General features: G+C 28.6%; 14 protein-coding genes. 1 reads left to right on the top strand and 13 read right to left on the bottom strand.

The window, feature by feature from the left end; genetic code table 11:
• Positions 1–130 precede the first annotated feature (130 nt).
• The 12 genes from EU92_RS02330 to hisA form a co-directional block, all read right to left on the bottom strand.
• Positions 131–1,030 carry a phosphoribulokinase gene (locus EU92_RS02330; protein ID WP_032514273.1) on the bottom strand — a complete coding sequence of 300 codons (900 nt, stop codon included), beginning with the start codon at positions 1,028–1,030 and terminating at the stop codon, positions 131–133.
• An 89-nt stretch (positions 1,031–1,119) separates the two neighbouring features.
• Positions 1,120–2,193, bottom strand: a complete 1,074-nt coding sequence (leuB, locus tag EU92_RS02335; protein ID WP_032514274.1) for a 3-isopropylmalate dehydrogenase — start codon at positions 2,191–2,193, stop codon at positions 1,120–1,122.
• Positions 2,194–2,222: 29 nt separating this feature from the next.
• A complete protein-coding gene (gene lpxD, locus EU92_RS02340; protein WP_032514275.1) occupies positions 2,223–3,257 on the bottom strand; it encodes a UDP-3-O-(3-hydroxymyristoyl)glucosamine N-acyltransferase in 1,035 nt (344 codons plus the stop codon).
• Between the two features lie 20 nt (positions 3,258–3,277).
• Positions 3,278–4,363 (bottom strand): glutamate 5-kinase, encoded by a 1,086-nt coding sequence (proB, locus tag EU92_RS02345; protein ID WP_032514276.1) that lies wholly within the window; start codon positions 4,361–4,363, stop codon positions 3,278–3,280.
• Positions 4,360–4,854, bottom strand: a complete 495-nt coding sequence (locus EU92_RS02350; RefSeq protein ID WP_032514277.1) for a YqeG family HAD IIIA-type phosphatase — start codon at positions 4,852–4,854, stop codon at positions 4,360–4,362. The genes proB and EU92_RS02350 overlap by 4 nt, the downstream gene beginning before the upstream one ends.
• A 3-nt stretch (positions 4,855–4,857) precedes the next feature.
• Positions 4,858–5,394, bottom strand: a complete 537-nt coding sequence (locus tag EU92_RS02355) for a DUF3727 domain-containing protein (RefSeq protein ID WP_032514278.1) — start codon at positions 5,392–5,394, stop codon at positions 4,858–4,860.
• Positions 5,395–5,438: 44 nt separating this feature from the next.
• Positions 5,439–5,882: a Holliday junction resolvase RuvX gene (gene ruvX, locus EU92_RS02360; RefSeq protein WP_032514279.1), complete on the bottom strand. Its 444-nt coding sequence runs from the start codon at positions 5,880–5,882 to the stop codon at positions 5,439–5,441.
• Positions 5,879–6,934, bottom strand: coding sequence for a hypothetical protein (locus EU92_RS02365; RefSeq protein ID WP_032514280.1), 1,056 nt, complete (start codon positions 6,932–6,934; stop codon positions 5,879–5,881). The genes ruvX and EU92_RS02365 overlap by 4 nt, the downstream gene beginning before the upstream one ends.
• Complete coding sequence (locus EU92_RS02370) at positions 6,931–8,100, bottom strand: hypothetical protein (RefSeq protein WP_032514281.1); 1,170 nt, start codon at positions 8,098–8,100, stop codon at positions 6,931–6,933. Before EU92_RS02370 ends, EU92_RS02365 begins: the two co-directional genes overlap by 4 nt.
• Positions 8,101–8,112: 12 nt before the next feature.
• Positions 8,113–8,661, bottom strand: a complete 549-nt coding sequence (locus EU92_RS02375; RefSeq protein WP_032514282.1) for a thylakoid membrane photosystem I accumulation factor — start codon at positions 8,659–8,661, stop codon at positions 8,113–8,115.
• Positions 8,662–8,675: 14 nt separating this feature from the next.
• Complete coding sequence (locus tag EU92_RS02380; RefSeq protein WP_032514283.1) at positions 8,676–10,292, bottom strand: DUF3685 domain-containing protein; 1,617 nt, start codon at positions 10,290–10,292, stop codon at positions 8,676–8,678.
• 79 nt (positions 10,293–10,371) lie between these two features.
• The gene (gene hisA, locus EU92_RS02385) at positions 10,372–11,139 is read right to left on the bottom strand and encodes a 1-(5-phosphoribosyl)-5-[(5-phosphoribosylamino)methylideneamino]imidazole-4-carboxamide isomerase (protein ID WP_032514284.1); all 768 of its coding nucleotides are present in this window, start codon (positions 11,137–11,139) and stop codon (positions 10,372–10,374) included.
• A gap of 92 nt (positions 11,140–11,231) precedes the next feature.
• On the opposite strand from hisA, the gene EU92_RS02390 reads away from it, so the two are divergent.
• On the top strand, positions 11,232–12,152 hold the full coding sequence (locus EU92_RS02390) for an NAD-dependent epimerase/dehydratase family protein (RefSeq protein ID WP_032514285.1): 921 nt from the start codon (positions 11,232–11,234) through the stop codon (positions 12,150–12,152).
• Here EU92_RS02390 and pgsA read toward each other — a convergent pair.
• Positions 12,126–12,665, bottom strand: coding sequence for a CDP-diacylglycerol--glycerol-3-phosphate 3-phosphatidyltransferase (gene pgsA / locus EU92_RS02395; protein ID WP_032523595.1), 540 nt, complete (start codon positions 12,663–12,665; stop codon positions 12,126–12,128). The two genes, EU92_RS02390 and pgsA, sit on opposite strands and share 27 nt — an antisense overlap.
• Between the last annotated feature and the right edge of the window lie 17 nt (positions 12,666–12,682).

Genomic DNA, 12,682 nt, shown 5'->3' with positions numbered 1-12,682 from the left:
ATCAAGAAAGTTATATAAAAATTTGAGATTTTAAATCTTAAAACTTTGAGAAGTTTTAAAAATAAATAGATTTTCTTGGGTCTTTGACGAAAATAAAATTCTTTAGGTTGTTAGATAAACGAAAAAGAAATTATGCTTTATTTTTTTCTTCGATCATTTTGTGGATTATTGGAGTAAGAATAAGTTCCATCGCAAAACCCATTTTCCCTCCATTTACGACAATGCTAGTTGGGCTAGACATGAATGAATCGTGAATCATTCCAAGTAAGTATTGAAAATCAATTCCCCATTTTTCTCTTGCCCCTTTTCTGAAATGTATAATCACAAAACTCTCATCAGGAGTTGGTATATTTCTACATATGAAAGGATTTGATGTGTCAATCGTTGGAATTCTTTGGAAATTAATATCAGTTTTACTAAATTGTGGGCAAATATGATTTATGTAATCAGGCATTCTTCTTAAAATAGTATCCACAATAGTTTCAGCTGAGTAACCTCTCTCAGCATTATCTCTATGGATTTTTTGAATCCACTCTAAATTTGTTATTGGGACAACTCCAACAAGTAAATCAGCATAAGATGCGACATCGTAACCTTCCCCTTCTACCCCGCCATGTAAACCTTCATAGAAAAGTACGTCTGTACCTAAAGGAATATCTTCCCATGGTGTAAATTGGCCTGGTTCTAGGGTTGTTCCAAGTCTTGCATTATGTTCATCTGCTTCCTCTGGACTATGTAGGTAATATCTTTTCTTACCCCCTCCACTTTCACCATAGATTTTGAAAAGTTCCTCTAGTTTGTCAAAAAGATTAGCCTCAGGACCAAAGTGAGAAAAATTTTCACCTTTGGAAAGAGCCTCTGCCATAGCTTTTTTCATAGGCATTCTTTCAAACCTGTGGTAACTATCACCTTCAACAACTGCTGGAACAATATCTTCTCTGGCAAAAATATGCTCAAAGGCTCTTTTTACTGTACTTGTTCCTGCTCCTGAAGATCCTGTTACAGCAACTACTGGATGACGTTTTGACATTTTTTAAAAACAATATCTGATAATTCTGACAGGTAATATGCCAACTTTATGTTTAACTTAAAAATATTTTTTTATTTATTAATTTTTTTTTAAATTTCTTCTATTATTTTTTCCCCGATTTCACTGCAAGATAATACTTCGGAAAAGCTATTAGCTAAATCTGCCGTTCTATATCCTTTAGATAAAACTTTATCAACAGCATTTTCTAAACTTTCTGCAGCTTCTTCTTCATTTAATCCAATTTTTAACATCATAGAAGCGGACAAAAGCATTGCAATGGGATTTGCTATGTTTTTACCAGCTATATCAGGAGCCGAACCATGAACAGGTTCGAAAACACCTGGTCCATTATTATTTAGAGATGCAGATGGAAGCATCCCAATAGAACCAGTTAACATTGCGGCTAAATCGCTTAGGATATCACCAAATAAATTACTTGTTAAAATCACATCAAACTGACTAGGATCTCTTATTAATTGCATTGCTGCATTGTCAACGTACATGTTGCTTAAAGATAAATTTTTATGTTTTGAGGTTGATTTTAAAACTGTATCTCTCCATAATTGACTAACTTCAAGAACGTTTGATTTATCTACAGAACATATTTTTTTATTTCTTTGGTGAGCAATTTTTATTGCTATTTCAGTTATTCTCTCTATTTCCGCTGAATCATAAACCATCGTGTTGAAGGCTTTTGGGATTTCTGTATTTGATATGTGTCCTCTTGGTTTTCCAAAATAAATACCGCCTATTAATTCTCTAACAACTATAAGATCAACATTCTCAACGATTTCTTTTTTTAGTGTACTTGCATCTATAAGAGACTTTCTTATTTTGACAGGCCTGATATTTGCGAAAAGGTTTAGAGCAGATCTTAACTTAAGCAACCCACTTTCCGGCCTAAATTCTCTTGCAAGGGAATCATATTTAATATCTCCAACACATGCTAAAAGTACTGCATCACTTTTCTTGCATTGATCTAGTGTCTCATCTGGAGCCGGGTTCCTATATTTTTCATAAGCTATCCCTCCAAATAGTTTTTCAATAATCTCAATATCGAAATTATGTTTTTTTGAAAGCTTTTTTAAAACTTTTTTTGAAACGTCTGAAATCTCTGGTCCAATTCCATCTCCTGCCAATAAAACAATCTTATATTTATTCATTTAGATTTTTGTTTATATAGAACAATAAATTATTGATTGTCTAATTGTCTAAGTTTTTTAGCTAATTCCGGTAATTTTTTAAAAATACTTGAACTCCTAAGCCAGGATTTATTATTCATGGCAGGAAAACCACTAATCACCTTTCCATCTTCTATGTCACAATGGATTCCACATTTTGAACTAGCTATAACATTATTCCCAACTTTTACTCTATTATTTACACCTACTTGGCCTGCTAAAATAACTCCATCTCCAATTATTGCTCCTCCAGCTATTCCAACTTGAGCGGCAAATGCGCAATTCTTGCCAATTTTTACTCCATGACCTATTTGTACTAAATTATCTAACTTTGTTCCCTCATCAATATAAGTAAATCCTACTGAGGGACGATCGACACAACAATTTGTACCAATTTCTACATAACTCATTATTTTTACACCACCTTTTTGAGGCATCTTGACCCATTTCCCGTCTTTAGGAATAAAACCAAATCCCTCTGAACCAATAACAGTATTTGAATTAATTACACAATTATTTTTTAAAGTAGTGTTTTCGTAAATTACACAATTTGGATGAATAATATTATTATCTCCTATTTGAACATTTCCTAAAATTGATGATCCAGGAAGAATAATATTATTGTTACCAATTACAGTATTTTCTCCTATGTAGACATTATGTCCAATATGGGAATCTATTCCAATTTTTGCTGTTTTAGCTACATAAGCTGAAGAATGAATTCCAGGATCATAGTTTATAGTTTTGTATAAACAATTCAATACTTCTGCAAATGCAATTCTTGGATTCTTAACGATAATATTTGAAATTTTGAGTTTCTTTAAGGTAGTGACAATTTCATTGTTGTTGGAAGTTATTATTGCTGATGCTTTGCTTTGATCTAACTTTTCTTTAAGGATATTATTTTCTTCTAAAAAAGATATTTGGTGATTATCTGCTTTATCTAAAGAGGCAGCATCCTCTATATTTAGATCTTCAAAAATATTTGCACCAATAAAATCTGAATTTCCTTTTTTAATTAGATCAATTAAATCACTTAAAATCATTTGTCAGTTTAATTTTTTTTCTAAGAGAGTGCTAGAACATCCCTATGGACGACAATTATCGAGGAGCATTTAATTTCTTTATTATTTAAGATAGTTCTTAATTTGTCGCTACTTATTGATACTAAACCTTTTGCTACTTCTTTATCATCTGTATTTACGATTTTAACAGCTTGATTAACTGTAAAATTTCCATCTATATTCTTTACACCAACCGCCAAGAGTGAAGCACCTTTTTTTTTAATTGCGAAACAAGCACCATCATCTAAAGTGATTTTCCCAACTGTTTGAATTGCATGAGAAAGCCAACTTTTTTTGTTACCTATAGGTTTTTCTACTGGATAAAATAAAGTCCCAATTTTATTATTATTATTAAAAATTTCAATTAAATTTTTTTTATTCCTTCCATCAACAAGTTGTACTTGAACGCCCCCTTTTGTTGCTATTTCTGCAGAAATTAGTTTTGTAGAAATTCCACCTGTTCCCCATTCATTATTCATGTTTTGAATATTTTTATCTTTAATTTCTTTTAATTCACTATTATGAACCTCTTTAATTGGATGGGCATCTTTATTTTTTCGTGGATCTTTTGAATATAGATTTTCAATATCAGTTAATAAAATAAGCTTATTAGCATTTATAGCTAAGGCAACTAAGGCGGATAGGGTGTCATTATCTCCATATTTAAGCTCTTCATTAGCTACTGTATCGTTTTCATTTACTATTGGAATAACATTTAAATCTATTAATTTTTTTAGAGTTTTAGAAGCGTTATTGAAAGATTCTCTCGAATTAAAGTCGTTTTTTGTTATTAAAATTTGAGCAACATTGTGACCTGATTTATTAAATATTTTATCGTATAAAGACATTAAATTAACTTGACCTACTGCTGCAGTAGCTTGAAGAGTACTTAAATCATTTGGTCTTGTTTTAATATTTAATTTTTGGCAACCTAACCCAACGGCTCCACTAGTCACTAAAACCAATTTGTTCCCTTTTAAAAGAAAACTTGAAAAAGAGCTACAAAGGGTTTCAATAATTTCTTCAGTAGATCTTTCCTCTGTGCCTCTTAAAATACTAGTACCAATTTTTATAACCCAAATTTTCATTTTATAAAAAAAGAAATTAATTTCTCTATTTTTAAAGTTAAATTAAATTTAATAGGAAAGCCATCTCTGTTTAATCGCTTTACTAATATTGTTTTTATATTACATCTATTTCCAACAATAATATCTGTAAAAATCCTATCGCCAATTATTGCTATATTTTTTGATTCAAAACCAACTTCTTTGATAGCTGATAAAGTTACATTTTTTCTTGGTTTTGAAGCATTGTATTTATATTTTAATTTTAATTCTTTTGCTATTTTTGCAATCCTTTTTTTTGATGGATTATTACTTATCAGATATAATGAAAAATATTTTTTAGATTCAGATATCCATTTTTTTACTGCATTTGCGATCTTAGTTGACTTTCTACTTACAAGAGTTCCATCGATGTCAATTAATAAACATTGAATTCCTTTTTTTTGTAATTCAGATTGAGAAATTTCATATATTGGTAAATTTGATTCCCAAGTTATTCTTATGAGAGAATTCATGCCTTAAACTAAGCTTTTTTCATACTCTGCTTCAACTAATGGTCCAATCCTTTCTTCATCCTCTTTATCTAAAAGAAAAGCACCTTCATCTCTGAGTTCTCCTAAAATAAAATAAGGAAAAGTAGGCATTAGTATTTCATATTTATCATCATTTACATTGAAACTTACTAAATGATCATATTCCTCTTCATCATCATCAAGATAGTCCTCCTCTAACTCATCATATATTGGCTCATCAAGATCACCAGAAACAGTTAATGTTGAAGCTGATCTAATTAGTTTTAAGTTTTGTTCTTGTAAGACTGAATCAGCATTTTTAAGGATCTCGTCATCTTCATCTAAATCAATAATCTCTTGAATATCCTCTTCACTATTTATTTTGAATAAACATACAGGTGTATCTACAGGGGTCAGCAATCCATATTCTTTGGTTTCAACTTCAACTATTTGCTCAAGGAAGCAGAATAATTCTTTCCCACTGCTATCTTTTAATATAATCGTCTGCGCCTCATAATTATCATTTGAATTAGTATCTTGCATTTGAAATCATCTAGTTCTTTTTATATTAATATTTTATCTGATTTTTACCAATATAATTCTTCTAATTCAGGACCTTCTTCAATCCATTGTTCAAGTATTATTTTTGCTGAAAAACTATCAATCAATCCAGATTTATCTTTTTTAATTCCAAATCTATTTGAAGATTCCCATGTTGAACTATGCTCGTTGACGAAAGAAAATGGGAGCGTTAATTCTTTTGAAAGTAATTTTCCGTAGTTCTTACAGTCAATAGCTTGAGGAGTCATTCTCCCTTCCTCATCAAGAGGAAGACCAACAATAAAACCAGACAAATTAAATTCATCTATATGATTTTTAATGATTTTAATCTCTTGATTATTTGCAAACCTTTTTAAGGCTGGCAGTATATTTGATGTTATGCATAGGGGATCACAATAAGCCAATCCTACTCTTTTGATACCTACATCCAAACTTAAAATTGACCTAGGTTTAGGTTTCAAAAATTTCACTTAGTTTTTAATGGAAAAGGGGATGGATATGGATTCCCTTGTGGATTTAATTTTTCAAAGATTGATTCCAAAGATTGATTTATTTTATTTACTTGCTTGGCTTCATTTTTAACTATTGTGTTTCTAATAAGGATCATTTCTTGATTTTTTTCTTTTAGATTACATTCTGCAAGAAAGGCATTTATTTGAGAATTCTCTTTATATGTTTTTAGATTAGAGATAGGAGGTTTTACAAAAAATCTTTTTATAAATTCTTTTAAAATAGGATTGAATCTATTGTCCCAATATCTACTTATAGTTAAAGTATAAATTTCTTCGTTTTGATAATTTATATCTTGTAAAATTGTACATAAAACAGAATTTTCATATATTAAGGCACCGCTTTTAAAGTCGTTTCTCTTAAGAATATCGTCTTGATCAAAATCTAAAATATTTCTTATTAAAGGGGATTGATTTGATCTTATAAAATTTACTATTTTCAATATATTTAGTTTATTAATTTTTTGGAATTCATTAATTAATGCTAAGCCTTGGTTATTTTGCTTTATGGATTTATTTAGATCAATACCATCCCAAAGTATAATCTCACCTAAAGGTTGAAAGCCTAATTCTCTTGAGGTTGATATAAGGTCAATATTGTTTATATCGGCGTTAATTATCCAACTTGATGTCTTGATATCTGTTATTGAGATTGATTTTTTAATCAATCCTAAAGTTAATTGTTTCTCTGTTAAAGAACAATCGTGGTTAATTAACTTAGGTTTAGATATTTTTAAGCAAGTCTCTTTTTTGTTCAAAGGGAAAATATTTATATAGCCAATGATTTCGTTCCCAGATATAGCGATTATGCATTTATTCTTATTTTTCTTAAGATTTTTTAAAAATATTTTTAAATCATCAAAGGTACTAATAATGGCCATCTTGAAAAACCAATTATTCAATTCCTTATTTTTGATATCTATTAAAAGTTTAATGTGACGAATATGGAGTTCTTCATAAGTTACTTCCATTCCTTTCTCAGACTTAAAAGAATTAGAGGTATCTTTTTTCATTTAATTATTTTTCTTATTAATACTATAGGAGTTTTTTCATCACCATTGCCAGCAGGATTAGATATTAAGTTTCTTTTGAGTATTTTATTTATTGTTTTATTTGAACTAGCTAATATTTTTACACCTCCAAGATCATTAACATCGACTACAGCTACATCTATTCTTAGATATTTTGATAGCTCCTTACAAAATATATCGGCATTGAGAGGACCCATAACTATACTTTTGTCATAGGGAGTGACAGTTCCACTTATATCATCAATCAGAGATGATTCTGAACCAGTTAATCTGTAAAAAATTCCCTTAATGGAAACTAATTTAAATAAGAATCCAACGATTAATGAAAAGGTTATTCTTGTGACGCCAATTTTATTAATTAATAATTGCATGCCGCAAGCAGTTGCAAGACTACTTGTGGGGTGAAAAAAATAACATAATGCTTTCGAAAATAAACTATATTCTAAATTTTGAGGGGAAATATATCTATTTTGCATAATCGCAAGAGGACTTTCACCAATTGTTAAAATATCATTTTTTTCTACGATTCCTTTACAGTTTTCAATCACAGTATGCACTGGGTCATCAAAGCTACCGAGTAAGTCAGTTTTAATAGCTAAAGCATTATATTTATTATTTATTGGGATTTCGAAAACTTCTTTAGGACCTCGTTTTTGACCATCTAAATTGATTAAGAAACAATCCTTTCTTTTTTTAATACCAAAATGGCCATAGTTATCCCAAAATACTTTTAACCATACATATTTTATTTTTTTTCTAAAATTGTTATTACTAAATTTAAAGACTACTTTAATAAATAAATCCGAATTTGACTTGATAATTGTTGTTGGCCAATAATTATTTAAATTTTTTTCTTTATTTTTATCATATATATAGATATCTTCCTGATAGTTTAAATTTTGGAAATAGTCATTTCCTTTACTTTTTAAAAAATCTAATTCAAAATTTATACTAGTTACCATAGTTTCTTTGGTTTTACTTTTATTAGTTATTTTAAAATCAATAGTTAATTCGTTTAAACCATCTTTTTTTTTGATTTTGTAATTTAAAGGTTCTAGAATTAATTTTGATTTGGGTGATTTTTGAATATAAAAATCGGATATAATTAAAAAAACTAAAAGTACTAATAGGATATTTACTAATATCATTTTCTTTAATAATTAGGTTTTATTTCTATCTGTTTTTTCAGAAATGATACTGTTATATTCGTTAAAACTTTCCAAAGAAAATTTAGTATCTTTAATTTCAATTCCTTTTAGTTCTGCTACAACATTGTTTAATTCATCGATATTAATCATTCCATTTTTATCATATTTAACTTCACCATCACTATTAATAATAATGGTTTGTGGAATTAATCCATTCCAATAATAATTTGGTTCATTTGGAAAATCAGACTTTTCTTTATCCTGTAATTCATCTGTAGTTAGAGCAATAATATCTATATTATTTCTCCATATCAAATCTAAACCAGATATTATCGGAGCCATTTTTTTACTATCAGAACTGTCATCAAGATAAAAAAATAAAACTGCGACTCTTTTGTTTTTTAATGATTCCTGAAGTGTTGTATTTGGAGGAACTATTGCCCCATTGCCTGCGTATATAGGAAAGATGTTCCCATCGTAACTATTATTATCTCTGGAGGCATTTGCTTTATATGGATTTAAGAAGATTAATAAAATTAGGATGCATTGAATTATTTTCATTAAATTTTAAAAAATTACTTGGAACTTGATCTTCCTAATCCTTGTAGGATTCCTTTCCCAACCAAACCTATTGCTTTGCCCACAACTTTTGTTAAGAAAGTTACGAAAAGATTACCTATATATTTTACAGCAACTTCTAACTGTGGTGCTACGGCATCTCTTATCTCAACTAACAATGTAACTTGTTTTTGTAGCCATTCTAGATTCTCTAATTCATTCTCTCTATTTTCATTTTTAAAGTATCGGGTAAATTTTTTATCGATAATATCAATATATTCTCGTTTACTCTCATATAAGTAGATAGGCATATAAATATAGTCATGCCAGCGATTGTAATTATTAATATTATTTCTAAATCTTTCAAAATTTCTTGTTGACTGTAATTCAGGATTTATAAGTAGAGTTCTTAATTCAGGCCAAGATGAACAAATATTAAAGATTTCAGAAGCTAATAAATTACAGTTCCTTATTATCCAATTTGAAATAATATTTTCAAGGATTAAAAAAGATTCTGTTTCATATAGAGGTAATAATTTCCCATCATAGTCAAGAGCTTCATTTTTAATAATTGGCTCGATAAACATTAATGAGTCATGAGATTCTCTATCTGTCTCTTCACAACTTACTTCACTATAAATAAAATCATTTATTGAAATAGAATCGCTTCCTTTTTTTAATCTAAAATAGCCGTCTGTGATATTTGAAATTGTATTAACTTTAAGTTCTTTTATAAGAGAATTTAAATCATCTTTAAAATCTTTCTCTTTATAGTTTTCCTTAATATTTTTTACTAAATTATCTAACTCATCTAACATTTTGCATATTAAACGAGCAATGAACTCTTTCTTTATACCAGAAAGAATTATTGATGAATTATTAAATTCAACTTGTAAGTTAGTGGCACAATATCTTTCTTTTAGCCTATTAAAAATTAAATTCCAAATTTCTATAGTATTTTTATCTTTAATGAATACAGTATTCTTATTTTCAAGATTAATTCTATTTTCAGTGTAAATTGCCTCTGTATAAAGCTCTAGCGAATTGCCCCATAAGAAAATAAGAAAAGATTTAGCAGTAATAAGTTCTCTTAATCTTCCTTTCAAAATAAATTTATAAAATTCTGGAGTTGAATCAGAATTAACATATTTGAATATATAGTTAATTTCAGTATCTATTTGTTTCAGGCCTGAAGTTAGTATTTTTTGACTAAAAGAAAGAGGCTTATTTTTGTTTAATTTAACACTAGAATTATTTTCAATATCAAATACTCTTCCGCCATCTAAAATGGTATCAATAGATTCTAGAACCTTTTCTGAACTGGGATTTAAAAGAAAGCCCTCAGCATTTAAAGAAGGATTGTTTTTTGATTCATAAACAAGTTCACCAGAGAGTATTATTAAAAACTTTGACTCATCATATCTTTCTCTTAATTTTAATAATTCTAACCTTATAAGATCTTCTGATTGTAAATTAAGAATATTCCATATAACTAAATCCGGCGTTTTATTACCTATTCCTTTATTAAAATTAATTTCTAGATTTTGGTCTAGTGATGATAACTTAAGCGATAAAGATTCTGCTATTAAGCTTGGAGCAATAATGAATATTGATTTTTTTGAAATTAATTCCAAGACTAGATTTCTTATCTCTTATACAAAATTAACTAACAATTACTGCAAATACCAGTCTTAAATAAATTTTTATTCTCTTTTAAGCGTAGTAATTGTTTTTTAAATCAAAGTCATTTAGCCTCTCTGATGACAATACATTCCTCGCTTCATTAATTGTAAATTTATTTTCATATAGAGCTTTACCTACAATTACACCAAATAGACCAGATTTCTCAAATTTAACTAAGGATAATAAATCAGAAATTGACCCTACACCTCCTGATGCTATTACTGGAATATCAGTAATCTCAAGAATACTTTTTATGAATTTTTCATTTGTTCCTTCTAAAGTCCCATCGGTATTTATATCTGTAACAATAAAACTAGCGATTTTAAATGAAGAAAACTCCTTTACTAGATCTGTGGCTAAAATATTAGATTGTTCCAGCCAACCTCTTGTACTAACTTTTCCTTCTTTTGCATCAATACCTACAATTATCCTTCCAGGAAATTTATTTGATAAGTCTTTAACTAATTCTTTATTTTCTATCGCCGAAGTCCCCATTATAACTTTCTCAATACCATAAGAAAATAATTGTTCTATTCTTTCTTTAGACCTTATCCCTCCACCAATTTGAATAGGTATATTAACCGTTTCCGAAATCTTTTTTATTTGCTTGTCGTTTGTTGGGGATCCAGTTTTTGCAGCATCCAAATCAACTATATGTATATATTTGGCTCCTTCTCTTTCCCAAGATTTTGCCTGCTCATGTGGCTCTTTTTTGAAGTCTTTTCTTTTATTAAAATCACCCTTAAGAAGCCTTACGCACTTGCCATTCATTAAATCAATAGCTGGTATTAGTTCCATAGAATCATCCTTTTCATTAATTACTTCTTAGTAGTACTATTCAATATGTAATTCTATTTAAGATTACTACTTCATTTTAATATTTTTTGAATATGAAAATTCTTGTAATGGGTGGCACTAGATTTGTCGGCAAGTCTTTGGTTGGAAAGTTATTAAACCAAAATTATGATATTGATATTTTCACAAGAGGTAATAAAGCTAATCCTGAAAAAACAAATTTAATTAAGGGTGATAGGAATAATTTAGAAAGTATAAATAAGCTAAAAAATAAAAAGTATGATGTTGTTTATGATATCTCTGGACGAGAGTTAAAACAAACGAAACTTCTTATAGAAAATTTAGATAATTCTTTCCAGAGATATATATATGTAAGCTCTGCAGGAGTTTATAAAGATAATTCTGAACTCCCCTTATCTGAAGATGATCCGATTGACCCAAATAGTCGTCACAAAGGAAAGTTTGAGACAGAAAACTGGTTGATAAACGAAAAAATTCCTTTTACAAGTTTTAGACCTACTTATATTTATGGACCAGGAAATTATAATAAAATTGAAAATTGGTTTTTTGAAAGGTTATTTACTTATAAATCCATCCCAATCCCAGGGGATGGTTCTTTAATTACTCAGCTAGGACACGTTTCAGATCTTACTGATGTAATGATTAGGTGCATAAATTTTGAAAATTCTAAGAATAATATATATAACTGTTCAGGCAAAAAAGGAGTTACTATTAAGGGATTGATTTATTTCTGTGCAAGAGTTCTTGGATTAAACCAAAATGAGATTTCTTTAAGAACATTTGATTATCAAAAATTAGATACTAAATCGCGAAAGGGATTTCCAATTAGATTAAATCATTATCAGACTGATATTTCTAAAATCAAGAATGATTTGGATTGGGAACCGAATTTTGATTTACTTAATGGTTTAAAGGATAGTTTTTTGAAGGATTTTAATCATAAAAAGGGTGATGGATTTGATGAAAATTCAGATAAGATTCTTTTTAATTCTTAAATATCCAAATAAAGTCAAAAAAGTCAGGATGAATCCTATCCAATAAAAAACTAAAGCTAAATAATTTAATAAGCTTACTTTTAATGGTGCAAAGAAGGTGATTACTGAAATAAAAAAGAAAAATGTTTTAATTTTGCCTAAATGAGATGCTGGCAAACCGTCTTTTGTGATGTTCCTCAGGCTAGAGATTATTAATTCTCTAAATAAAATTAATGTTAAAGACCAGAATGGGATTAAATTATTTTTGCAGAGGAAAACTAAAGGAATTAAATAGAATACTTTATCGCTTAAGGGATCAAGAATAGCACCTAATCTAGTTTTAAGATCAAATTTTCTTGCAATTAGTCCGTCAAAATAATCAGTTAAACCACCAATAATTATCAATATAAAAACATAAAAAGGTCTATTAATTTCTAAAAAAAGGATTAGAGGAAATACAAGTAAAAGACGAGATATTGATAATATATTAGGAATATTTAATGCCAATCTTTGAAGATTTTTTCTAACTAACAAATTAATTTCTCTATTTA

Source organism: Prochlorococcus marinus str. MIT 9107 (assembly GCF_000759855.1).
GTDB lineage: Bacteria > Cyanobacteriota > Cyanobacteriia > PCC-6307 > Cyanobiaceae > Prochlorococcus_A > Prochlorococcus_A marinus_N.
This window is presented reverse-complemented; position numbering and strand designations above follow the sequence as displayed.

Coding starts and splice junctions, on each gene's coding strand:
- EU92_RS02330 (WP_032514273.1), bottom strand. CDS start 1,030: ATGTCAAAACGTCATCCAGTAGTTGCTGTAACAGGATCTTCAGGAGCA.
- leuB (WP_032514274.1), bottom strand. CDS start 2,193: ATGAATAAATATAAGATTGTTTTATTGGCAGGAGATGGAATTGGACCA.
- lpxD (WP_032514275.1), bottom strand. CDS start 3,257: ATGATTTTAAGTGATTTAATTGATCTAATTAAAAAAGGAAATTCAGAT.
- proB (WP_032514276.1), bottom strand. CDS start 4,363: ATGAAAATTTGGGTTATAAAAATTGGTACTAGTATTTTAAGAGGCACA.
- EU92_RS02350 (WP_032514277.1), bottom strand. CDS start 4,854: ATGAATTCTCTCATAAGAATAACTTGGGAATCAAATTTACCAATATAT.
- EU92_RS02355 (WP_032514278.1), bottom strand. CDS start 5,394: ATGCAAGATACTAATTCAAATGATAATTATGAGGCGCAGACGATTATA.
- EU92_RS02365 (WP_032514280.1), bottom strand. CDS start 6,934: ATGAAAAAAGATACCTCTAATTCTTTTAAGTCTGAGAAAGGAATGGAA.
- EU92_RS02370 (WP_032514281.1), bottom strand. CDS start 8,100: ATGATATTAGTAAATATCCTATTAGTACTTTTAGTTTTTTTAATTATA.
- EU92_RS02375 (WP_032514282.1), bottom strand. CDS start 8,661: ATGAAAATAATTCAATGCATCCTAATTTTATTAATCTTCTTAAATCCA.
- hisA (WP_032514284.1), bottom strand. CDS start 11,139: ATGGAACTAATACCAGCTATTGATTTAATGAATGGCAAGTGCGTAAGG.
- EU92_RS02390 (WP_032514285.1), top strand. CDS start 11,232: ATGAAAATTCTTGTAATGGGTGGCACTAGATTTGTCGGCAAGTCTTTG.